The 23,298-nt window shown below is 43.7% G+C and carries 21 protein-coding genes and 1 riboswitch; of the genes, 13 read left to right on the top strand and 8 right to left on the bottom strand.

The annotated features are described in order from the left end of the window. Nucleotides 1-8 precede the first annotated feature (8 nt). The 4 genes from ACFQ2J_RS01680 to ACFQ2J_RS01695 all read right to left on the bottom strand — a co-directional run bounded on the left by ACFQ2J_RS01680 (nucleotide 9) and on the right by ACFQ2J_RS01695 (nucleotide 4,806). Nucleotides 9-1,175 (bottom strand): hypothetical protein, encoded by a 1,167-nt coding sequence (locus ACFQ2J_RS01680; RefSeq protein WP_386055992.1) that lies wholly within the window; start codon nucleotides 1,173-1,175, stop codon nucleotides 9-11. A gap of 37 nt (nucleotides 1,176-1,212) precedes the next feature. Further along, nucleotides 1,213-2,457, bottom strand: coding sequence for a metal-dependent hydrolase family protein (locus tag ACFQ2J_RS01685; protein WP_386055994.1), 1,245 nt, complete (start codon nucleotides 2,455-2,457; stop codon nucleotides 1,213-1,215). Nucleotides 2,458-2,874: 417 nt separating this feature from the next. Beyond that, nucleotides 2,875-4,110: a YeeE/YedE family protein gene (locus ACFQ2J_RS01690; protein ID WP_386058298.1), complete on the bottom strand. Its 1,236-nt coding sequence runs from the start codon at nucleotides 4,108-4,110 to the stop codon at nucleotides 2,875-2,877. Nucleotides 4,111-4,278: 168 nt separating this feature from the next. Continuing rightward, nucleotides 4,279-4,806, bottom strand: a complete 528-nt coding sequence (locus ACFQ2J_RS01695) for a 3D domain-containing protein (protein WP_386055996.1) — start codon at nucleotides 4,804-4,806, stop codon at nucleotides 4,279-4,281. A 272-nt stretch (nucleotides 4,807-5,078) separates the two neighbouring features. On the opposite strand from ACFQ2J_RS01695, the gene ACFQ2J_RS01700 reads away from it, so the two are divergent. The 6 genes from ACFQ2J_RS01700 (at nucleotide 5,079) to zupT (ending at nucleotide 11,452) form a co-directional block, all read left to right on the top strand. Continuing rightward, nucleotides 5,079-6,245 (top strand): dicarboxylate/amino acid:cation symporter, encoded by a 1,167-nt coding sequence (locus ACFQ2J_RS01700; RefSeq protein ID WP_386055998.1) that lies wholly within the window; start codon nucleotides 5,079-5,081, stop codon nucleotides 6,243-6,245. 162 nt (nucleotides 6,246-6,407) lie between these two features. Then, nucleotides 6,408-7,286, top strand: a complete 879-nt coding sequence (locus ACFQ2J_RS01705) for a 5'-3' exonuclease (protein WP_386056000.1) — start codon at nucleotides 6,408-6,410, stop codon at nucleotides 7,284-7,286. Nucleotides 7,287-7,443: 157 nt separating this feature from the next. After that, nucleotides 7,444-8,667: an FxLYD domain-containing protein gene (locus ACFQ2J_RS01710; RefSeq protein ID WP_386056002.1), complete on the top strand. Its 1,224-nt coding sequence runs from the start codon at nucleotides 7,444-7,446 to the stop codon at nucleotides 8,665-8,667. A gap of 11 nt (nucleotides 8,668-8,678) precedes the next feature. Next, on the top strand, nucleotides 8,679-9,836 hold the full coding sequence (locus tag ACFQ2J_RS01715) for a S1C family serine protease (protein ID WP_386056004.1): 1,158 nt from the start codon (nucleotides 8,679-8,681) through the stop codon (nucleotides 9,834-9,836). 141 nt (nucleotides 9,837-9,977) lie between these two features. After that, a complete protein-coding gene (locus ACFQ2J_RS01720; RefSeq protein WP_386056006.1) occupies nucleotides 9,978-10,538 on the top strand; it encodes a GNAT family N-acetyltransferase in 561 nt (186 codons plus the stop codon). A gap of 98 nt (nucleotides 10,539-10,636) precedes the next feature. Continuing rightward, nucleotides 10,637-11,452: a zinc transporter ZupT gene (zupT, locus tag ACFQ2J_RS01725; protein ID WP_386056008.1), complete on the top strand. Its 816-nt coding sequence runs from the start codon at nucleotides 10,637-10,639 to the stop codon at nucleotides 11,450-11,452. A 151-nt stretch (nucleotides 11,453-11,603) separates the two neighbouring features. Here zupT and ACFQ2J_RS01730 read toward each other — a convergent pair whose 3' ends face one another. Further along, entirely contained in the window at nucleotides 11,604-13,013 is a 1,410-nt protein-coding gene (locus ACFQ2J_RS01730; protein WP_386056010.1) for a peptide MFS transporter, read from the bottom strand. A 195-nt stretch (nucleotides 13,014-13,208) separates the two neighbouring features. On the opposite strand from ACFQ2J_RS01730, the gene ACFQ2J_RS01735 reads away from it, so the two are divergent. After that, entirely contained in the window at nucleotides 13,209-14,051 is an 843-nt protein-coding gene (locus tag ACFQ2J_RS01735) for an SDR family oxidoreductase (protein WP_386056012.1), read from the top strand. 10 nt (nucleotides 14,052-14,061) lie between these two features. Here ACFQ2J_RS01735 and ACFQ2J_RS01740 read toward each other — a convergent pair whose 3' ends face one another. Further along, nucleotides 14,062-14,283: a hypothetical protein gene (locus tag ACFQ2J_RS01740; protein ID WP_386056014.1), complete on the bottom strand. Its 222-nt coding sequence runs from the start codon at nucleotides 14,281-14,283 to the stop codon at nucleotides 14,062-14,064. 138 nt (nucleotides 14,284-14,421) lie between these two features. Here ACFQ2J_RS01740 and ACFQ2J_RS01745 point away from each other — a divergent pair, with 138 nt between their 5' ends. The 4 genes from ACFQ2J_RS01745 (at nucleotide 14,422) to ACFQ2J_RS01760 (ending at nucleotide 17,356) form a co-directional block, all read left to right on the top strand. After that, the gene (locus ACFQ2J_RS01745; RefSeq protein WP_386056016.1) at nucleotides 14,422-15,129 is read left to right on the top strand and encodes a peptidoglycan recognition protein family protein; all 708 of its coding nucleotides are present in this window, start codon (nucleotides 14,422-14,424) and stop codon (nucleotides 15,127-15,129) included. Between the two features lie 68 nt (nucleotides 15,130-15,197). Next, nucleotides 15,198-15,359: an antitoxin VbhA family protein gene (locus tag ACFQ2J_RS01750; protein WP_386056018.1), complete on the top strand. Its 162-nt coding sequence runs from the start codon at nucleotides 15,198-15,200 to the stop codon at nucleotides 15,357-15,359. Further along, nucleotides 15,356-15,970, top strand: a complete 615-nt coding sequence (locus ACFQ2J_RS01755) for a Fic/DOC family protein (RefSeq protein WP_386056020.1) — start codon at nucleotides 15,356-15,358, stop codon at nucleotides 15,968-15,970. Before ACFQ2J_RS01750 ends, ACFQ2J_RS01755 begins: the two co-directional genes overlap by 4 nt. Before the next feature lie 183 nt (nucleotides 15,971-16,153). After that, nucleotides 16,154-17,356: a DUF819 family protein gene (locus ACFQ2J_RS01760; RefSeq protein WP_386056022.1), complete on the top strand. Its 1,203-nt coding sequence runs from the start codon at nucleotides 16,154-16,156 to the stop codon at nucleotides 17,354-17,356. A 33-nt stretch (nucleotides 17,357-17,389) separates the two neighbouring features. Here the strand turns inward: ACFQ2J_RS01760 and ACFQ2J_RS01765 are convergent, their stop codons facing one another. Further along, a complete protein-coding gene (locus ACFQ2J_RS01765; RefSeq protein ID WP_386056024.1) occupies nucleotides 17,390-18,337 on the bottom strand; it encodes a nucleoside hydrolase in 948 nt (315 codons plus the stop codon). Nucleotides 18,338-18,750: 413 nt separating this feature from the next. Then, nucleotides 18,751-20,046, bottom strand: a complete 1,296-nt coding sequence (locus ACFQ2J_RS01770; protein WP_386056026.1) for a Na+/H+ antiporter NhaC family protein — start codon at nucleotides 20,044-20,046, stop codon at nucleotides 18,751-18,753. 133 nt (nucleotides 20,047-20,179) lie between these two features. Here ACFQ2J_RS01770 and ACFQ2J_RS01775 point away from each other — a divergent pair, with 133 nt between their 5' ends. Beyond that, a complete protein-coding gene (locus ACFQ2J_RS01775; RefSeq protein WP_386056028.1) occupies nucleotides 20,180-22,222 on the top strand; it encodes a penicillin-binding transpeptidase domain-containing protein in 2,043 nt (680 codons plus the stop codon). Nucleotides 22,223-22,284: 62 nt separating this feature from the next. Continuing rightward, nucleotides 22,285-22,386, top strand: a riboswitch (TPP riboswitch). Between the two features lie 89 nt (nucleotides 22,387-22,475). Next, complete coding sequence (gene thiT / locus ACFQ2J_RS01780; protein ID WP_386056030.1) at nucleotides 22,476-23,078, top strand: energy-coupled thiamine transporter ThiT; 603 nt, start codon at nucleotides 22,476-22,478, stop codon at nucleotides 23,076-23,078. Nucleotides 23,079-23,298: the final 220 nt, after the last annotated feature.

The raw sequence follows: 23,298 nt of genomic DNA on the forward strand, positions 1-23,298 counted from the left end.
TCTATCATTTACAGAGTACTCATCAGCATACTCGCAACGACAATCGAAGCAGTCGTCACAGTGGTGAAACCACCAATGAGGAGAGGTGACATCAATTGATTGAAGATGTATTTTTCTTCCGCACCATTTTTACCAGTGGAGCGGCTGATTTCTTCACAGATGATATAGTCACCCGGGAAGCCGAATAACGCAGTCAATGCGACAGGAATACCCAGCATCGGATCCCATTTCAGCAATTTAGAAGCAATATATCCACCTAAAGCGATTCCGACAGCACCGAGCCCGAGGATAAGGAAGACCATTGGCAAATACTCTACGAATTTTTGGAAAGTCACTTCATTTAAAGAAGGGACGATGACGAAGATCAATCCAGCCATTGCGATGCCGAAAGAATTCGCACGCACCATCATGTTTTCCTGATAGAAGCCGGAATACATTCCCAAAATACCGATCGTCAACGCCCACAAGCTATAGTGGATCGGCGTAAACTCGCCGAGGATGACTGCAAGTGCTCCTCCGAACATCAATTGGAACAGCAACACGATCGGTGTGGAATACTTTTCTTTAATCAGGCATCGTTTCTTTTTCTCGGTAGTCTTTTCTTTATGACTCTCATGGACCAATTCTGCAAACTCAGGCTGGGCGACCATTTTTGTCGCATACCTTCTTAACAGGTTTGTTGCAAGCGGCAATCCCAATAGTTTCTGAAGCGCCAATACTAATGCCGGGATGACGACCAGCGAGGTAAGACCCAATGCTTTCAATTTCTCAGATGTGATTAGGAATGCAATGATGCCGCCGGTCAGTGGCCCGACTCCGGATACGGCTGTTTCGTATCCCATGATCGGAGTGACGATGGCGATGACTAGGACGCCGGCGATAAGGATGCCGGACAGTGCGATGACAACCGCTTTATACTGTTTTCTGATGATCTGCATCGGCATCAATGTTCCCATATGGACAATCAGGGGAGCGATCACCAGCGAACCGAATGTAGACAACGGTGAATTAGTGACGATATCTTTTGGAAAAAGTCCTGTCCACAATGCAAGCATGTAACCTAGGAATACAACTAACAGCATCGGAACACGGGCACGGGTAGCAATCGAAATAATCTCTCCGATCACCAGTAGTCCCATTAAGATTGCTGTAGCGATTAGCGGTTGATTCAACATTTCCATCATCCTCCTTCATTGATGTTTTTATCGTTTTTTATACTTGTTGCAATACGTTGAGCGTATTCTTTACCTGTTCACCTTTTACATAAACCTGTTCAATAGCTGCTGTATTTTTCAGCACATCGATATTCTCTAAGGGGTTTCCGTTGACTACAAGTACGTCTGCCTGTTTACCGGTTTCCAGTGTACCTGTAGTTTCTTCGATAGCCATTGACTGAGCTGCTACTTTAGTAGCGGAAACGATCGTATCCATTTCCGACATTCCGATATCATGGACGAAAATTGAAAGCTCTTCTGCGTTTCCTCCATGATCGACTGGATCACACCCGGCAAAGTCTGTAGCTGCTGCGATCGGTACGCCAGCTTTGTAAGCTTTCCGAATATTTTCTTTATGGATTTCGTAAAAATGATGTGCTTTCTTAAGTCCGAAATCAGGCACACCATGGAGGTGACCGTATTCTACAATTCGTTTTACAATCGATAGGGTAGGGACGAGATATGCGCCATTTACGAGCATCAGTTCAATTCCTTCATCGTCAATCAGGATTCCATGTTCAATTGTTCTCACACCTGCTTTCAGTGCATTCTTGATTCCTTGAGCACTTTGAGCGTGGGAAGCTACATAAGATCCTACCGCCTCTGCTTCATAGACGATTGCTTCCAATTCCTCAACGGTAAATTGCGGAGCGCGAGGATCGTCTTTTTCTGAAAGTACACCACCTGACGACGAGACCTTGATGAAGTCAGCTCCTGCACGGAATTGCTCTCTCGCAGCCTTCCTGCACTCATCTGCTCCGTCACATACATGGAACAAGTTGAACTCTTTCGGTAACATATGTAAGTCACCGTGTCCGGCTGTTTGGGACAACATCAAATTGGAAGTCTTGATTGTTGGCCCGGTGTATAGTCCTTCTTCAATCAGATTTCGGATATGTACTGCAGTGGTACTACCCACATCTCTTACTGCAGTGAATCCGGCATTAAGGAGTTTATCCAAATTTTTCAGCGCACGGCCCATTCGCATTTCGGGTGGTTCAAAAGCTCCCAGCATCAGATTGAGGCTCTTTGTACCAAGAAAATGCATATGGGCATCAATCAGCCCGGGTATCACTGTCTTACCGGTACAATCAACTCCATTTGTCCCGGACGGAAGCGCTGAGTCCGGAATCGATCCAACAGCCTCAATTTTCCCATCATGTAAAAGTACAGAAGCATTTTCAAAATGTTGTCCGGTTCCATCAATGACATGTGCATTACGTAATAATGTCGCTTGTCCCATTTGGAATCACTCCTTTTCTGTATTTTTTAAATAGTTGGACAATTTTGAAATTAGACTCTATTTTAGAGCACTCACAGAAAAAGTCAATGACATTTCCAAAAGAAAATATAGAAAAAATATTGTAAGCGTTTTCTTTAAATGGTAAAATAATATATTAATAAATTATAGGTATTGGTGAAGAATTGTAAGAAAAAAGAATGTGGGTAGCGTAGTCAACAAACGAAGACTCCAGCGGGAACAGCACGCGTCCGAAGACCCCGGAGGAAAGCGGTCTTTGCTTTGCGAGGAGGCTGAGGCCGTGCCCGCGGAAAGCGAAGTATGTTGATGAAGCGATGCGAACTAAATAGAAAAAGACCCGATCAATATGAATTGGTCGGGTCTTTCTTTGGTTATTATAGTTAAGAATATATTAAGCTTTTAACAGATCGAGTCTTTCGGGTTAGGATTCTTCAATCCGAAAATAGGACGAAGGTAGAGGGCAAGATAGCTTCCTGCCAGTGCCATGATCATCCACACCCATCCATGAAGACTGAAAGAAGCGATTCCACCGAAGTAAGCACCGATGTTACATCCGAAAGCGAGACGGGCTCCATACCCCATCATCAACCCACCAAAGATTGATGCAAACGCAATTCCAGGCTTGATTTTTCCAGGTTTGAAATTTCCTTGGGCTGCAGCAGCGATGAATGCGCCGAGTAGGATACCGAAATTCATCACGCTCGTTGAATCTGCAAGGACAGTTGTCTGAAGTGCCTCTGTGTTTCCTTGCCAATATCCCCATTGACTAACATCCACACCAAAGGCCATCAATACTTTTGACCCCCATAATGCAAAAGCTGAAGTAATCCCCCAAGGGTTGCCGCGCAGGCTCAATGTCAGTGCATTCAATAGAGCGAGGACTACAGCCGCAGCAAGTAGTGGCCAAGATCCGCGCCACAGTCTCTTTAAACCAGTTGTTGTCGCAAGTGGTTTCATTTTTGGTGGATTCTTTTTACGTGCAATTTTGACAGTGATTCCATAAATGCTGATGAACAGCAGCATTTGGAACAACCATCCACCGAAGTAACCGAACCCAGTTGATTCAGCCAGTGAAATTGGCTGCAACGAAGGTGTTTCCTGTGTCCAGAAAATGAAGTGGTAAGCGCCGATGACAGAACCGACAATGAAGCCGAGCAGCGTCAACAGCATAGATGATTTTCCTCCACCGACACTATACAAAGTTCCTGATGCGCATCCGGAACCAAGCTGCATGCCGATACCGAAAAGGAACGAACCGAATACTACACTTACTCCAACAGGTGATACATATCCCTGCGGCGTCGTACCTGTAAAGCTGAAATCTGTTGCAAAAATGATTGCAAATAACGTCGTTGCTACAGCAAGCATCAACATATGTGCCTGCAATCCCTGAACATTCCCTACAGACAGGAGCCTGCGGAATGCTGACGTGAAACCGAAACGGGCATATAAAAGAGTCAAACCAAGCCCGAGTCCTACTATGAAGAGAATCGCTTGTGTCCAGCCAGTTGTTGCAATGATGGTAACGAACAATAGGAGCGTAGCGATCACCCCAAGCCAAACTTGTGGCTTTTGAATAGGATTCAACTTAGTGACTTCAGTTGTCGGAGTAACTTTCCAAGTTGGAGCATTCATAGCCATATCTATATTCCTCCTAATTCCGATTTGTTTAGTAGGTTTTAACAACGTATTCCATCATAATAGGGGATGTTCAAATTGTAAAGTCCTCTGCTTTACCAATTTAAGGACAAACAAAAAAGCCTGTTCCCATAAGGGGCCAGGCTTTACATGTCTGTTATTTACTTAACCTAAAATCTGAATCTCCATTTGTCTGCGACCAAAATCAAGCGCATCACTATTCTTTTCCATATAAATATCGATGCGGTTTCCTTGGATGGCACTTCCGATATCGCCGGCAACTGCTTTACCGTAACCGGGAACATAAACTTCTGTACCAAGCGGGATGACATCAGGATCTACAGCGATGACTTTTTTGTCCGGGTTTGCCCTTAAGTCGATTCCTGTCTTAGTGATTCCACTGCAGCCGTCGCAGAATGCAGTGTAAGCTGTCGCTTCCACATTGACAGTTTTGACAACGTCATTTTTATCAGATGTTTTTTCCTCTGATTTATTGAATCGTTTCAGTTGTTCTGACTTTTCTTTTAATGCAATTTGTTTTTGATCTATATCGTTGACCTTATTTTCTGCTGAATCCTGCTTTTGTTCATGTTTCACTTCATCTGCATGAATCATAGGTTGTCCAGTATCAAAGCTGAAGATACCAAGTACATACATAAGAACAGCTGTGCCAGAGAGCATCCATTTTTTCATGTCCTTATTCCTCCTTCAATTTGACCACTCAACGAATTATAACAGGGAATTTAAACAAGTGATACTACAATAAAACTACATTTTCATTACAGATTAGTGACATTTATCATAGGTTGTATTTTCCTTTGTAGGTAATATTTACTCAGCGTAAAAATGTTAATAAAGCAGCAGTTTTTATTCTTTAAATTTGTCGGATTTTGTTGTAAAGTAGGGTTTAAGTGTTTGTGGGATAGACAATCTTACACCGTAGAAATACAGAGGAGAGGGATTCCATGAAATTTCCATTATTATTAAGAATTATTACAGCAATCCTACTTGGAATTGCAATTGGGTCGATCGCTTCAGAGCAGATCGTTGAACTGTTCGCTACTTTCACAGGTCTGTTCGGTAATTTTCTCAGTTTTGTCATCCCTCTGATCATCCTTGGCTTCATCGCTCCCGGAATTGGATCGATGGGAAGAGGTGCAGGGAAATTGTTAGGGATCACAACTGGACTTGCATACGGATCTACCATTGCTGCTGGTGTGCTCGCGTTCATCACCGCCAGCTCCATCTATCCTGGACTTTTGCAAGGACAGTCAGCTCAACAGCTTGAAAATCCGGAAGAATCCCTGATCGAAGCCTCTTTCACAGTGGAAATGGAGCCGATCATGGGTGTAATGGCCGCATTGATTTTTTCATTCATCTTGGGGCTGGGTATCGCAAGTTTGAAAAGTGATGCACTTCTTAATGTAATGAATGATTTCAGATCCATTATTCAAAAGGTCATAGAAAAAGTCATCATTCCATTATTGCCTTTTCATATCTTCGGAATTTTCGCCAATATGACATATGCAGGACAAGTAGGAACAATCTTGAGCGTGTTCGCTAAAGTTTTTGTGATGATCATTCTGCTTCATATCGCCTACCTTGTTGCAATGTACGGGATTGCCGGAGGTTTACAGCGTATCAATCCGTTCAAGATGATCAGAACGATGCTTCCAGCTTACTTTACAGCGTTAGGAACGCAGTCCTCAGCTGCTACGATTCCAGTAACGCTGAAGCGAGTCAAAAAAGTTGGCGCCAGAGAACATGTGGCAGATTTTTCTGTTCCATTATTGGCAACGGTTCACTTGGCTGGTAGTACAATCACGATCACAAGCTGTGCGATGGCCGTCATGTACATGCAAGGTCAATCTTTAGTGTTCGGCGATATCTTCCCGTTCATTCTCATGCTCGGGGTTACGATGATTGCTGCTCCAGGAGTACCAGGTGGAGCAGTCATGGCAGCAATCGGTTTGTTGGAATCCATGCTCGGCTTCGGTGCCACGATGACTTCCTTGATGATTGCACTGTATCTTGCCCAGGACAGCTTCGGTACCGCAACAAACGTCACCGGTGATGGTGCAATTACAATGATTGCCGATCGCCTTACAGGTGGAAAAGTCAATCAGAATTGATCCAATCTAATAGGCTTCCTCTACGATTAAGAGGAAGCCTTATTTTTATTTTATTGGAAGATATGCTACGATACCCACTGGTTCAATTCTCGTTTTTAATTTAAAGAAGAGATTCATAATAGTTTGCTATACTGTATGTAAGAAATGAAGGGGAGAGATGGTATGGATAAGAAGATTCTGCTAGTAGATGGAATGGCGCTACTTTTCCGTTCCTTCTATGCAACTGCAATCAGCGGTTATTATATGATCAATAGTAAAGGTGTACCTACCAATGCCGTGCATGGGTTCATCAAGCACCTGTTTGCAGCGACGAAAGCATATCAGCCTAGTCATGTCATATGCTGCTGGGATATGGGAAGCACGACGTTCCGGACTGAATTGTATCCGAATTACAAAGCGAACCGGGATGCTCCGCCAGAGCAGCTTGTTCCGCAATTCGACCTTGTCAAAGAAGTAGTAGAAACACTAGACATTCCGAATGTCGGCTTGAAAGGTTACGAGGCCGATGATTGCATCGGGACGCTTACCAATAAATATAGTAGTGATGCGGAAGTCATCATTCTTACAGGAGATCAGGATATCCTGCAACTGCTTCAGGAAAATGTAACGGTGTCCTTATTGAAGAAAGGGTTCGGCAATTATGCAGAATACCAGTCTGACCGTTTCTATGAAGAAAAAGGGATTACCCCTACGCAGATGATCGACCTGAAAGCGTTGATGGGGGACAGCAGTGATAATTATCCTGGTGTCAAAGGTGTCGGGGAAAAGACGGCACTGAAGCTTCTTCAAACTCATACAACTATTGAAGGTATTTTGGAAAATATCGACACATTGACGAAAGGTCAGCGGGATAAGATTGAACGGGACCTGGAAATGCTTCATTTATCCAGGAAGCTTGCCCGTATTCACTGTGAAGTGAACGTAGATTGTTCATTGGAAGAAGCGATCTTCCGTGTAAACAGAGATGCGATGGTTACTAAGTTTGAAGAATTGGAATTCAAGCGTCTCGATGATGTCATTGACCAAGTGGCGCATAACTGAAGGTAGACGGACTAAAGTTGGAGTTTCTCCAGCTTTTTTCTTTCTTTTTACCTATCAAAAATCTTCTAAACCTTCCCCGATTGAAAAAAGAAACATGCTATAATGATTGAAGTGTATGCAATATATTACCAACTAATAGATATGGAGGGTGGAGCCCATGTACCAATGTCCATCATGTGAAACACAGATCCAAGAGGGCTCTCGGTTCTGTCCGAATTGTGGAAAGCAGTTAGACGAAAGTCCAGTCATACATAATGAAGAGCTTACAGCGACAGCCTCTGAAGTTGACACGTCTTCAGAACATCAGAAACGTGCAACAAAAAAAGAGAAACCGAAACGTACGAAATGGATAGCGATCTTACTGCCGATCCTTTTCCTGATTCTAGCTGGAGCAGGGGTTGGATATACCTATGCTAAAGAAACAAGAATCAATGATGATGTCATGGAAATGAAGCAGCAAGCGGAAGCATTGGCCTTGGAGGAAAAATATGATGAAGCAGAATCGCTCCTCTCAAAAGCCATTGCAGCTAGGCCTGATTATGAAGCATTACACGAAGACCTCAGACTTGTCCGAGCTGCCATTGTGATGAATAACGAAGTTGTGGGGACCGGTAAGCTCATCCAGCAGAACAGCCTGGAAAAAGCTAAAGAGAACCTCAACCGTATGAACCAACAGGTTTCCGAAGAAGATAATCGGTTGTTCTCTCACTTCGTTCCTGAATTGAATGAAATGGATTCGAAAATTACAGTGAAAGCGATCAACAATGAGCTCGCTGACTTATCCACGGTAGATCAATTGGCTGCGAAATTATCTACTTTATCTACATTGAATTTGGAAGAAGCGACTCAAGTTAAGAATAAAATCATTGATAAAATCGTTACGATCGCATCAGGAGAAGCCGAAGAGCTGATCCGAAATAAAGAATTTTCAGAAGCAATCCAAACGGTAGATTATGCTCTACAGTATGCGGTGAATAATGATAAGCTCACACAGCTTAAGCAGCGAATCAATGAAGAACAGGAAGCTTTCGTACAAGCCCAGAACGAACGCATTGAAAGAGCGATGGAACGGGCAGCGAAGGAAGATCTGAAAAACCGGACTGCTGCAGTCGAGGTGGAAGAGCTTAATGCAGAGGTAGACGAGTTCGGCGATTTGACCGTTACTGGAAAAGTGAAGAGTGTCGCCACGAAAATCATCAGTTCAATCACGATCGAATTCACCATTTTCGATAAAGAGGGTGAAGAAATTGGGACGGAGTCTACCACCGTCTATCCGATGTATCTAAACCCTGGAGATACTGGAGAATTCGAAAAGCAGTATTTCGGTGTTGAAGGAGAAGTTACTGTGGAAATTACGAATATGCGCTGGTATATCGAGTAAGGGGGCACATCATGAAACGACTATGGATCATTACAACTTTACTTACATTAGTGATCACAACGGCAGGGATTGCAGGATTCATTTATATTAAAGATACCGTGCCTACCCGTTTGACAGAAGCAGCTGAACTGGTAAGGACTTCTGAAGACGAAACTGAAGACCAGCAGGTGACGAAACAGGTTGAAGATATCATTTTTGAATCACAGAAACTCGTTGTCCAAATCGAAGTGGACAATGGTACGATCGGCTCAGGGTTCCTATATAATGATCAGGGGGATATCCTGACGAACGCACACGTCGTAGCCAATGCGAGCGATGTTACGATAGTAATGACCGATTCTAAACAGCTGAAAGGGAAGGTCATTGGGATAAGCAGAGATACGGATGTAGCGGTCGTCAGAGTACCTGGATTGAAAGGCACACGACCGCTTCCACTTGAAAGAGAAAATTCCGCCGAGTTATTGGATGAAGTCCTGGCACTTGGCAGCCCGTTAGGATTACAGAACACAGTAACTACCGGGGAAATTACTGGTCTGGATCGGGATTTTGAAATTGCACCGTTCATTTATGAGGATGTATATCAGATTTCAGCCCCTATTTCACCAGGAAACAGTGGTGGTCCTCTGATCGACAGTAAGTCCGGGAGGGTCATCGGCATCAACTCAGCGAAGCTTGATAAAGAATCAATCGGATTCAGCATTCCGATCGGTGACGTCCTGCCAATGGTCGAGCGTTGGTCTGAATCACCGATGGAAGCTTTGCCAGACTTCTCAGACGTCCAGGAAGGGATTCATTCTGCTCCGCAGATTTCCGATGAGGACCAGGCGAATTATATGATTCAATATTTCTATGAAAGCATCAATCAGGGAGATTTCGTTACGGCGTATTCCTTGTTAGGAAGTGGCTGGCAGAGCACCACCTCTTATGAAGATTTCAGGGCGGGCTACTACAATACTCTGAGTGTCCAGCTCGATGATGTCATTTCGGATACGGTAAAAGGGCAAGTCAAGGTGACAGCCTTTATCACTGCAGAAGAAACTGCACAAGGTGATGTAAAAGTGAAGAAATACAAAGTGATCTACACCGTAGATCATGAAAATGGCCAGATGAAAATCCTATCCGGAGAAGGTCAGCAGATCGATTCCAATGAAGAAAGCGAAGAAGAATAAGCATGAACCACCGTCTTTCTATAGAAAGGCGGTTTTTTCTTGAAATGCCTGATTCAGATAATTATAAATTTTCATTGTCTTATCTTACCAATCTGATACAATGGAGGGCATCTCTAAAAAATTCAAGGGAGGAAAATTGTAATGAATCCGATACTGTTAGACTTTCCATCACAATTTGAAACTGAACGCTTATTAGTACGTATGCCCCTACCTGGTGATGGTAAAGCAGTCCATGAAGCGATTGAGGCGTCCAGTAAAGAATTTCAAAAATGGCTTCCTTTTGCACAGAAAAAGCAGACGTTAGAAGAAGCAGAAAGTAATGTACGGCAGGCCCATGCTGATTTTTTGAAGAGGGAAGACTTAAGATTACATATCTTGTTAAAAGAAACCGGAGAACTGGTCGGTTCAACAGGTCTGCATCGAATTGATTGGGATATTCCGAAGTTTGAAATCGGCTATTGGATCGACACAAGACACTGCGGCAAAGGATACATGACAGAAGCTGTTGCAGGAGTGGCTTCATTTGCTTTTGATGAGTTGAAAGCAAAAAGAGTGGAAATCAAATGTGATATAGAGAATATAAGAAGCAGGGCCATACCCGAGCGGCTGGGATTCGATCTGGAGGGGATACTCAGGAAGGATAGTACGAGCCCAGATGGGAAAACAATTCGGGATACATGTATTTATTCCAAAATCAGATGACCTGCATACCATATAGCTATGAGCGCTAAGCTCAAAAAGTTGCCCTTGTCCAATATAAGAGATAAGATGGGGGAAGATTGCTTTAAAAGGAGCGGAGAATGTTGGGTCAAGAGTTATTGATAGCATTTGGACTGACACTTATGGCTGGTTTGGCGACCGGTATAGGCAGCGTGCTCGCATTTTTCACGAGAACCACGAATACACGGTTTTTATCTTTCGCGTTAGGGTTTTCTGCAGGTGTCATGATCTATGTTTCCATGATTGAAATCTTCTTCAAAGCGAAGGATTCTCTTGTTGATGCCTTAGGTCCGCAATTAGGAAATTGGTCGACTGTAGGTGCCTTTTTTGGAGGAATGCTGTTGATTGCAGCGATCGATCGGTTTATTCCTAAGAAAACGAATCCGCATGAAGTCAAAAAAGTGGAAGATATGGAGAAAGCACCTGATGGACCGGTTAAAGACGATGCGTTACTTAAGATGGGGACCTTTGCAGCCTTAGCAATTGCAATTCATAATTTCCCTGAAGGAATTGCAACATTTACAGCTGCCCTCCAGGACCCTCATCTAGGGTTTGCGATAGCTGCGGCAATTGCAATTCACAATATTCCCGAGGGAATAGCGGTCTCTGTACCTATTTATTTTGCAACAGGAGATAAGAAGAAAGCATTCAAATTGTCATTCCTTTCCGGGTTGTCAGAACCGGTAGGGGCAATTGTAGCGTATTTGATATTGATGCCGTTTCTGAACGATGTCATGTTCGGTGTTATTTTCGCTGGTGTGGCAGGAATCATGGTTTTCATTTCTCTGGATGAACTGTTGCCGGCGTCGAAAAAATATGATGAAGCGCATCTGTCCATCTACGGAATTATGAGTGGCATGGCAGTGATGGCGCTGAGTCTACTGCTTTTCATATAATTATGATTATTTGAACCCTGATGTAGTTCGTCATTGGGGTTCATTTTTTTTACATAGAGGAAAAATGGTTCTATCACAAGAATAAAATAAAAGAAAGCTTGCAGAAAACATTGGAGTTCTCTACAAGCTTAATGTTAACGTTCATTTGAAGTTATTTTGCCAGTTGTTCTTTCGGTTGTTCCATAGTTGGATCATTTTCATCTGCCATCATAGAGACAAGCTTCTTGGAAATTGCCAAGAGAATGAATCCTAGAATGATTACTGAAATTCCGATTGTAGCGAATATTTCCATGTAACCTAATGAAACGGTCATCGATGCAAGCGCACTGGCGACGTAGTTAGCAACTCCGATTGCTGCCATCCAGACACCCATTAATAAGGAAGCGATCTTGATTGGAGCTACCTTACTGACAAGTGATAATCCTACTGGCGAAAGGAATAGTTCACCTAGTGTGTGGAACAGGTACGTCATGACGATGAACGCCATATTTATCTTGATTGGATTGGCTTCGTCACTGCCTGATTGCATGACAGCCGGAATCAAAATGAGGAATCCGACCCCAAGCAGCATCATACCGATGGCCATCTTCGTAGTCATATTCAAGTCGCCGTGTTTCGATTTGGACATTTTAAGCCAAACAGCTGAAAGGATTGGTGCAAGAATGATGATGAATAATGGATTCAAAGACTGGAACCAGGAGATCGGAACGGTATATCCGAATAGATCACGGTCGACAAAGTTCTTTGTGTAAAGAGTAAACGAGCTTCCGGCTTGCTCGAATCCAGCCCAGAAGAATACGATGAAACATGCAAGGATCAATATAGCTTTAGTCCGCTGCTTTTCCTTTTTTGTCATCGGTCCTTTATCGTATGTCGTAGCTACAGTTCGCATCGGTTTTTTACCAAGGTCACCGAAGTAGCGGTTACTGAACAAGTTGAAAATCACCTGACCGAGCACCATACCTATGGATGAAGCAAGGAATGCCCACTGGAATCCGTAGTGCATTGTGCCATCTGCCATCCTTGTTGCGAACAGGTCCTCAGCAAGGAAACCTGCTACAAGTGGTGCAATAAAAGCTCCTATGTTGATTCCCATGTAGAAAATAGTGAACGCAGAATCTTTACGCTTATCGTTTTTCGGATAGAGTTCACCGACAAACGTTGAGATATTGGGTTTGAAGAATCCATTACCGATGACCAGTAATGCAAGACCTGCATACAAACCGATTTCTGAATGAGTGAGGAAAATGGTGAAGTCCCCGACTGCCATCGTAATACCACCGATGGTGATGGCGGTCCTGAGTCCCATGAACTTGTCCGTCAAATAGCCTCCGATAATCGGAGTGAAATAAACGGTACCTGTATAAATTCCGTATATAAGTGTTGCGGTTTGCGGATCTACTCCCAATCCGCCGCTTACATATTCATAAGTCAGATACAGGATTAACATGGCGCGCATGCCATAGTAACTGTAACGTTCCCATAGCTCAGTTATGAATAGTAAGTAGAGTCCCTTAGGATGTTTTTTTCCTTGGGGTAGATTCTCGAGATGTGCTGACATCCAATGATCCCTCCTAATTTTCTGAACAATAGTCAATTATAGAGATTTTTAAATTGTCGAACAATACTTTCAGAAAAAGCTCTAATCTTGCTAATTGTTTTCGTATTCGAAAATTTCGAAACGTTTCTGGATTTTATGAGGGTGTCATTCATTGGTGGAAGATGGAAAAGTTTAAGAAATTGAAAGGGTGATTGAATGGAGAAGGGTGTCGTAATCATTACTGGTGCATCAAGTGGATTTGGATATTTGACTGCAGTAGCCTGTGCGAAAGAAGGTTACGAGGTGCTGGCAACGATGCGGAATTTGGAGAAAGCTAATCAATTTGAAAAGGAAGACAAAGCAATCCGGGATAGGATTCATTTCAGGCAATTGGATGTGACGGATCATAACTCGATTCAGCAGTTTGGAGCATCCTTGAAAGGTGAGGAAAGTGTTGCGGGATTGATCAACAATGCAGGGATCGCGGTCGGTGGGTTTACAGAAGAAGTGGGTGTAGATGAATTCAGAAAGCAATTTGATACGAACTTCTTCGGTGCAGTAGCCGTGACTCAGTTCGTTCTTCCTATCATGCGCAGGCAGGGGTATGGGAAAATCATAAATCTTGGCAGTATAAGTGGAAGGGTAGGGTTCCCGGGGTTATCGCCTTATGTAGCATCAAAGCATGCATTGAAAGGGTGGACGGAAAGTCTGCGATTGGAGGTGAAGCCTTTCGGAGTGGAGGTTGCGCTGATTGAAGCAGGCTCGTACAAAACGAACATATGGACAACTGGGACGCACATCCCGGATGAAGCACAGCAGCAAAGTTCACCCTACCGTTTCTACATGGAAGCATTGCAGCGGGAGTTTCAAACAAGCTCAGAAACACATGGCGATCCAGAAGAAATAGCAAGATTGATCGTAGAAATCCTACAAGAAAAACGTACTACCAAACTGTTTCGTCCTGTCGGAAAAGGTGTGAAGGTGATGATGGGTAGTAAAACACTTCTGTCGTGGCGGAGTTGGGAAAAATTATTGCTTAAGCAGCTATTCAAGCGTTGATCGCTATGTATTAATTGTTTTTTGTTCGCAATCGATGAAGCGTGCTCCGACTGAAACGGATGATCCCTTCAAGCAGTTCACTTCCTACAAAATAAATGGCACATATCAGCAGCATGAGGATGGAAAACTTGGAATGGTGGATGAATCCAGAACCGAAAAACGTTACAAGGACGGCGTTGACAGCATATACAGCTAATATTACCAGTGCAGCTTTTTTTAACAGACTCTGCATGTAAATCCTCTCCTGTAATGAAGGTATTAATTAAAGTATATAGGAAAAATATTGATAATAGTAGAATATCTGGAAAACTTTTTCATTGCCACCAATCTCCAGGAACTTTTCGATTATAGAAGTGAAAGGAGTGGTGGAATGAAACAACATATACTGCCTGTCGGTCATCCGTCCAGACCGGGAATAGCAATGAATGCCCGTTATATTACCGTACATACAACGGGGAATGAAGCGGAAGGTGCGGATGCACAAGCTCACAGTGACTATTTGTTAAGATTGCAAGATGGGAGCCGGATCGTAAGCTGGCACTTTACGGTGGATGAAAAAGAAGTCATTCAGCATTTACCAGAAAATGAGATCGGCTGGCATGCAGGTGATGGAAGAGGTCATGGAAATCTCAATTCAATAGGAATTGAAATCTGCGAAAACAAGGATGGAGATTTCGAGAATGCTGTTACTCGTGCAGTGCGATTAATTCGGACATTGATGGCTCGCTATGGCATTCCACTCCAAAACGTTGTTCCGCATAGACATTGGAGTGGGAAAAGATGTCCCCGAAGGCTGCTCAATGATTGGGAAGGATTTATGAATAAGGTTGAGGGTGATAAGGAAAGGTCCATCTATGAAGGTATGAGTGTAACATCGATTTACGATGGAAAGTTACGTTTCTATAATAAACCCTCGTGGGAAGACAAGGATGTATTCGGTTATGTAACGCTTGGTCAAGGCTTCCCTACGGTAAAGCGAAAACGTAAAGTGGGGAGTGGATATCAACTTGAAGTGTTGAACAGCAAAGGGGAAGTGTATTACATTACAGCGCATCCCTCCTATGTCACGATTGAGTGAAGGATCGTGTATCGGGGCTGTAAATATGGTATAATAAGGATACATGTGATGCTTTCAGGAGGCTAGTTATGAATCAGTTGGAAGAACAGTTCAAGTCAGTAAAGGCGACGATTGAAATGGAAGGGATGGAGGTCTCTGACGAAGTACAGCGAATCGTGTTGAAGGAAGCGAGTGGTGAAATTTCCTTCCACGAATTCAAAAAGCAGATCATGAGACTGCAGCGTAAGTGAATAATCACACTTCTTCCTATTGTTATCCCGGTACAGACGTGCTGATCAATCTTTTTGATATAAAAGATCCGAAAGATCTTGAACTTATGGAAGTCGCATATACAGCCAGAAGATTGCTGACGCTCCAAAATGGACCTGTAAAAGGTGCTTTTGATCTTGAACACCTGCAAGCAATCCATAGATATATTTTTCGGGATATTTTTCCATTTGCAGGTGAAATCAGAACAGAAAACATCGGCAAAGGAACTTTTTCCTTTGCAAATGCAAGATTCATCGTACCTGAAGCTAACCGTATCTTCAAAGAGTTGAAGGAAGAGAACTATTTGGATGGTCTGTTGCGGACGGATTTTGCAAAACGTGCAGCTTACTATATGGCGGAAATCAATGTTCTCCACCCATTCAGAGAAGGGAATGGGCGTGCCCAGCGGGAATTCATCCGCTGCATGGCAGGTAGATCCGGTTACCGGTTAGATTGGAACCTGGTCGATAATGAGACGAAAATGACCGCCTCCGTCCAATCGAAAACGAAAATAGATGAGTTAGCAAGCGTCATCGGAAATTGTATCCAAAATGAGCTTCCGGATGATAGGTTTGCTCAAACATTCCTGTAAAATCCTTATTGAAAAATAAGGATTTTTTGTTTTGTTACATGATAAAGCCGGCTAAATGTTACAAAGCTTTTACTGAATATTCACTTTGGTGAATAATTTTGCAATTATGAATATTGATGAAAACCCTTTCCGCTATGATATACTTCCAATCTAAACATCTAGATATAGACAGGAGAGGTGCTTATGAATGGGGTATATATTTCTACCGCATTGATCACAGACCCTATGGGTCTACTTGCATACTTATCAGCCCTGGTGGGTGGAGTCTTCATGCTCGCACAGTGGAAGCAGCCAAAAGTACAGAAATTCTTCCACTATGCGCCGCCATTGATTTGGGCATACTTTTTACCGATGCTATCTACAACGCTTGGAATCACTCCTTCAAGCTCTGCTTTGTATGATTTCGTATCGGTGTATATTTTACCGTTTGGATTATTACTTTTATTACTATCTACAGATGTACCGGCTACATTGCGTTTGGGACCGAAGGCGTTGTTCCTTTTCCTATCAGGTACAGTCGGGGTAGTACTTGGTGGTCCAATCGCGCTTGCTATCTTCCAGCCTTGGTTGCCGGTAGATGCATGGACAGGCGTAGCGGCTCTAGCTGGTAGCTGGATCGGTGGTTCTGCGAATATGGCAGCTTTGGTAGAGGCAACCGGAACCCCGCAGGATGTACTGACGCCGATCATCGTCGTCGATACAGTTGTTGGTTACAGCTGGATGGGAATCATGATCGCACTGGCAGGGTACCAGACACAGTTCAATAAATGGAACAAAGCGGATAATAGCGTGGTCGAGAAGATCAACGCTCAAATTGGTGAAATTGCACAAAAGCGTGCAAAGCCACTTGAAGTCCCTCAATTACTTGGTATCATTGGGCTTGGTTTCGGAGTAGCTTATGTTGTTCGTAAAATTGCTGAACAATTACCGGAAACCTCTGTCCTTTCAGCGGGGACTTGGACGATTATGATCATTTCCCTTGTAGGAATACTCTTCTCTTTCACAAAGGTACGTAAATTAGATGATTACGGTGCAAGTAACATCGGTTATGCAGGAATCTATCTATTATTGACTACGATTGGCGCAAAAGCGAATCTGGCAGCAGTAGTTGAAGCGCCTGCATACATTCTGATGGGTGTCGTTTGGCTTGCCATCCATATCATCATTATCTTCATGATGGCACGACTGCTTCGTGCACCACTTTTCTTCGTGGCTGTCGGGTCTCAGGGTAACATCGGTGGGACAAGTTCCGCACCGGTAGTAGCTTCCGTATTCCAACCAGCATTGGCTCCCGTAGGATTGTTGATGGGAATCGTAGGTAATGTCGTCGGAACGTATGCCGCGGTATTGACCGCCTGGTTAGCAGAAATCGTATCAAAAATGTAAGTTTACTATACGTGTAGAATAGCTGCGGCTATTCTACGCGTTTTTTTGTTGGCCGGATAAAACGTTGATAAAGTCCTGAACAAACCAGCCTGCATCAAAATCTAGAATCATTTTATTTATAGGATAGAAAGGTAGTGGTTCGGGTACAGCTCTGAAATCTGCGTAGGTCATCCCTTTCGATGGACCGGCTGTTAAGACGAAGATCTGTTTTTGAACGACAGAATAACGGGATTTGTTCAAAAGGTAGGATAAAAGCGTGACATCATGCAGTGGAGCACCGTTTATTGTGGGAAGAATCGGTTTGTACTGTTTACTGTAGTAGGATAAAATCGGCTCGATGATGGAGGAAAAGGGAGTTGGGAATTGTTTTACATACTTGATGATTTCTTTGGATATGACGGCACGATTACTGATATTCAGTGGTACAAACGTAAGCTGCTGCCCATTTCTTGCAACGATTTCCGCAGCATCCGGATCGCCGTAAACGTTCGCTTCAGCCAGAGGAGTGGCGTTTCCTGGTACGAGGAATGCCCCTCCCATCACGATTATTTCATCAACATCTTGAAGGTTGTTGTTCGGCTGCAGAAAACACATCGCAAGTGTTGTCATGCGGGATAAATTAACGATCGTCAGGTCGTCTTTGTACGTGGAAATGATATCGAATATCGTTGGAAAAGGATACAGGAAAGAAGGACTCGGATAGAGGGGTTCTATTCCGCCGAGTCCCTTTTCACCGTGAATATTATAGAAGTACTCCGGTGGTGTTCCGGAGAGGGGGCCCGTTGCCCCGCTAATAAGCGGGATGTCCTTCCGATCAGCTAAGTTAAGTAGATAGGCTGCGTTTTTCAGTGCATCCACTTGGCTGACATTACCGTAGCCGCTTACGATACCGGTAATATTTATTTCTGGATGAAGTAAGGCATACATCAGTGCAAATGCATCATCCACACCTGGGTCTGCGAAAATCAAAACATTTTTCATCCATTCACCCCTATCTAGCTTTTTACTATCTTACAATTTCTGTTAAGTGTTTATTCTTACTGCACTTGTTTTTGTTGCCATGTACTCACAGATAAAATGTAGATAGTTTTCTTACACTTGTCAGGCTACTGAAACATCGAATTACAATTCTTCTAACCTGAAATTTTTAAAAATCATACAGTGGCAGGGGCGTTAACTACAAACAACAGAGGGTGGCGGGGAAACTGCGAGACTCCCATGGGAGAAGGGCCTAGGCGAGACCCCACAGGGAGTAAAACGACCGAGGAGGCTCGCCAGCTCCCCCATAGGAAAGCGAGTAGTTTCCCCGCCGCCCTTTTTCACTGAATTGGCAAGGACCCATAGAGCCAAAGAAAAAAAGCTTGAGCCCTGTATGAAAGAGCTCAAGCTTCTTATTAATTGTTTACGGTTTTCTTGAATTTCGGGTAACCGATAAAGATTGCAATCAAGCCGGAGATCGCAATGAGAATCGGATAGAAAGAGTAAGGGATGATTTCCACTGGTGAAATCTTCGCGAACTGAGCCGCTGCCAGTAACTGAGCTCCATATGGAATCAACCCTTGGACGCTGCAGGAGAAGATATCCAGCAGGCTTGCTGTTTTTCTGCGATCGATTCCATATTGATCAGAAACATTTCTTGCCAGTTGACCAGTCGTAATGATCGAAATCGTGTTATTCGCAGTAGACAGGTTCGTGGAACTCACTAAACCAGCAATACTTAGTTCGGCACCTTTTTTGGAACGGATCCGTTTCGTCATGACACTCAATAGGTACTCAAGTCCTCCATTATTCCGAAGCATCGCAACCATTCCGCCGATAAGCAACGTCAGGAAGATCAGTTCAGCCATACTGTTGATTCCATCTGTCATTGCTCCTGTAAAACCACTGATGCCGAAACTGCCATCCATTAGCCCGATGATTCCAGCGAGAAGGATACCACCAGCAAGCACCAGCATCACATTCAGACCTGCAATGGCAAATCCCAGCACTCCGAGGTAAGGGAGGATCTTGTACCATACAAAGGATTCTGCTTCTACTGAACCAGTACTTCCAAAAGTGAATACTACAAGCAGGACGGCTGTCACGATAGCTGCTGGAAGGACGATGAAGAAGTTGACTTTGAACTTGTCCTTCATTTCCGTTTTCTGTGTCCGGACAGCTGCAATCGTTGTATCCGATATGATCGAAAGGTTGTCCCCGAACATTGCACCTCCGACGACAGCTGCCATGGAAAGGGCTAGTGAAATTTCTGTTTCACCACTGATTCCTACTCCGATTGGAGCCAGTGCAGCAATCGTACCGGTGGAAGTACCCATCGAAATCGACACAAACCCTCCGATGATGAACAACCCGGCAATGATAAGACCTTGTGGCAGCACACTCAACGCCAAATTGACTGTTGATTCGACTGCTCCCATTTGGGTGGCCACTTCCGAGAATGCACCTGCAAGAATAAAGATGAACACCATGATCATGATATCCGGGTGGCCAGCGCCTTTAGCGAATTCCTCTACCTTTTCCATCAACGGTTTCTTTCTATTTTGGGCTAATGAAAAACCGGCAGCTAACAGAGCTGCTACAAGTATCGGCATTTTATAAAAATCTCCAGTAAGAATACCAGAGCCTAAGAATAATGCTAAGAACAAAATAAATGGCAAAAATGCACGCTTATTCCTGTTGTTCGATTGCATCGTAAACCTCCATTCATGATGAGTATAAGTCCTCCATATACTTTAGCGATGCAACGTACTAGTGTCAAATCACAACCCTCCAATGAAATATGATAAGATAATAGAATCATCAAGTTTCCAGAAGGAGGATATCATGAGACGTATTCTTAGTATGATGGTACTGATTCTATCGTTTTTCTTATTAGTTGCATGTCAGGAGGAAGAAAAAGAAGTGACTCCTGAGGAAAGGTTTTCCGAATATACTTCTCTCTGGGAAGAGCAGAAGTTCGAAGACATGTATGAAATGATCAGCAACAATGCCAGAGAAACATATGGTAAAGAAGAAGCTGTTACATATTTTCAAAAAGTCTATGATGATTTTAAGATCACCGATGTAAAGGTGTCCTTTGATGACACACCACCCGAAGAAGAAAGGGAAGAAGATGTAAAGGAAGTTCGTATTCCTTTCCAGGTGGAAATGAATTCGATGGCTGGTAAGATAACATTTGATTATGAAGCTGCAATGGTCAAGCAGCCAATTGATGAAGAAAGTGAAGAAATGACTTGGAATGTAACATGGGATCGGGGATATATCTTCCCGCAGATCGCTAATGGAGAAAAGCTTGGTTTGAATAAGGTGGACCCAGTCAGGGGAGAAATTTTCGATAAGAATGGAAATGGACTTGCCATCAATGAAGACTTTTATAGTGTCGGTGTCGTACCTGAAAGGTTCACTGATGAGGAGAAGGAAAAAGAAGAAATCGCATCTGTCCTGGGACTGAGTGTGGAACAGATTGACAAGGCATTGAATGCGGGCTGGGTGCAGCCTCACCTGTTGGTACCATTAAGGAATGTCCACCCTTCAGAGGAAGAGTTGCTGAATGATGCTAAAGAAATCGCACCAATTGATTGGAAAAAAGAGCCGAATATTCGCTATTATCCCTTAGGAAAAGCAGCGGCACACCTGATCGGTTATGTTGCACCGATTACGGCTGAAGATCTTGATAATATGGATGAAGAAACGGCGGTGAATTATCACGCGAACAGTAAGATCGGTGCAAGAGGCGTGGAACAACTTTATGAAGAAAAGCTCCATGGTGCACCTGGATACACGATCTATGCAGAACGTGAGACGGAAAGTGAAGAGGAAAAGACCAGTAAAGTGACTATAGCTGAAAAACCAGTCACCAATGGAGAAGATGTCACCCTTACCATTGATACGACTATTCAAAATGAGCTGTATGCATCGTTGAAAGGAGATACCGGACATGCAGCTGCCATTAATCCTCAGACCGGTGAAACGAAGGCGCTCGTAAGTACGCCTGCTTTCGATCCGAATAAAGCGGCACAGAACGTCGAAATGCCTACAAATGAAAACAATTTGAATCGGTTTGCTGCTACCTACGCACCTGGATCGACTTTAAAGCCGATCAGTGCAGCGATTCTGCTCTCAAATGGAGCAATCAAACCTGAGGAGACGATGACGATTGAAGGCTCAACTTGGAAAAAAGATGAGTCATGGGGCGGTAATTCGGTTACACGTGTCCACGGCTTAGATGGTGAAGTGGACGTGAAAACGGCTTTAATCCGCTCGGATAACATCTTTTTCGCACGGGCAGCACTAAGGATGGAAGGTTCAGAGCTTGTAAATGCGTATAAAAGGTTCGGTTTCACAGAAACTCCTTCAAAAGGTTATCCGGTAGAAGCTTCCCAGGTGTCCAGCAACAATGAATTGACAAGTGAAGTGCTTCAGGCGGATACATCCTATGGTCAAGGTGAACTGGAAATGTCGTCACTTCATCTGGCTGCGAGCTATACACCATTATTCAATGAAGGTAATATACTGGAGCCTGTCCTGTTATCCGGTGAAAGCACTCCTGCAATATGGAAAGAGAATGCAATGAATACAGAGTATTCGGACTTAATCCGCCAAGCTTTAGATGGAGTGGTCAATGATTCTGCAGGCACAGCAGGAGACGCAGCAGAAGCCGATATTCGATTGTCAGGCAAAACAGGTACAGCCGAATTGAAAACTTCAAAAGATGATGAAGATGGAAAAGAGAATGGCTGGTTCGTAGGGTATCCAACTGAATCACCTGAGCTGCTCATTGCCATGATGGTGGAAGATGTGAAAGACAGAGGCCAGAGCAGCTTTGTAGTAGAGAAGGTTGCCGAAGTATTCAATCAGCTTTATTAATCAACGTTGATTAGGTTCTGTGATTTGTTATAATAGATATAAGCAAAAAAAGCATAGGTTTCAAAGCCCTCAAGGGGAGCCTTTAATGGCTGAGAGTGGACATCCGTTCAGACCCTTCGAACCTGTTAGTTAATTCTAGCGTAGGAATGGTGGCTTTTTTGATGGTGCAATGCATTTACGGGACCCGTCCATCAGGAAGCTTCCCCTTGGCATTGCTTTTTTTGTTGCCAAAAATTAAGGGGAGTGGGAACAAATGAGAAATAAGCGAGTACTATTCATGGTGGAGGTTGCCATCTTTGCAGCGATGGCGACGATGCTGGACTTGATTCCAGCGGTGAAACTGCCTCAAGGAGGATCGATCTCCTTTGCGATGATCCCGATTTTCCTCGTCGCGTTCCGATGGGGAATTAAAGGTGGATTGCTTTCCGGTTTCTTATACGGCTTGTTCCAAGTATTGACCGGAGGACAGATCTATACGCCGCTTCAAGGGCTCATCGATTATGGTTTTGCCTTTACGGTACTAGGCTTGGCTGGTCTATTTGCAGCAGGTGTGCGTAATGCATTGCGCGAGAAGAAAATGAAAAAGTTCTGGACATATGTTTCATTGGGGATTTTTGTAGGCAGTACGTTCCGGTTTCTTGCTCACTATATTGCAGGAATCGTATTTTTTGCAGAGTATGCAGAAGGACCTGTCTGGATCTATTCTCTTGTCTACAATGGATCCTACATGCTTCCATCTGCCATCATCTGTGCGATCGGACTTGGCTTCCTGTTTGCCAAGCAGCCAAGGATCTTATTGAATAACGATAACGTTTCAACCTATACGAATACGAATGAAGTAAGAAATCAGGCATAAGCTTACGATCAAGCCTTCTCACCCTTGGTGAGGAGGCTTTTGTGTTAGTGTAGATAAAAAGAAGTCGAAAGGAAGGAGCCTGTCGATGATCGAACTTGTCGGTGAATGTGAGCGATGTGGGAACAATGTATATTGCCGGGATGGCTTCTTGGATGGAGAACATGTTGATGGGAAACTCTTATGCAATTCATGTGCTTCGTCTGAGGAATAATTACCCATG

It is taken from the genome of Thalassobacillus hwangdonensis (genome assembly GCF_042675915.1).
In the GTDB taxonomy this organism is placed as follows: Bacteria; Bacillota; Bacilli; order Bacillales; family Halobacillaceae; genus Thalassobacillus_A; species Thalassobacillus_A hwangdonensis.